Source organism: Pseudomonas sp. SIMBA_067, from assembly GCF_046534675.1.
GTDB classification, from domain to species: Bacteria; Pseudomonadota; Gammaproteobacteria; order Pseudomonadales; family Pseudomonadaceae; genus Aquipseudomonas; species Aquipseudomonas putida.
Map to the genome: position 1 here is coordinate 1 of NZ_JAWRYH010000201.1, position 319 is coordinate 319.

The following is a 319-nucleotide window of genomic DNA, read 5'->3' on the forward strand; positions in this document are numbered from 1 at the left end:
CGGTGTTCGGGCTGGGTGATGCGATGCATTAAGGGGCGCAGGCTGCGCCCCGGATGACTATCGGTTGAAAACGCGGTTTTCCTGCTCATTAACCCGGATAAAGGTGGTGCGCTTGGTCAGCTCTTTCAGGCGTGAAGCCCCAACGTATGTACAAGCTGAACGCAGGCCGCCCAAAATATCTCGCGCGGTATTTTCAATCGGGCCTCGCAGCGGCAGCTTAACGGTTTTACCTTCTGCTGCGCGATATTGCGCGACACCGCCAACATGACGCTTCATCGCCGATTCGGAACTCATGCCGTAAAACAGCATAAAGCTTTCG

1 protein-coding gene is annotated in these 319 nt (G+C 55.5%); it reads right to left on the reverse strand.

Annotated elements, in window-relative coordinates:
* Positions 1-57 precede the first annotated feature (57 nt).
* The coding region (locus tag SB765_RS28725; RefSeq protein ID WP_410932372.1) for an IMP dehydrogenase at positions 58-319 on the reverse strand (262 nt) is incomplete at its 5' end.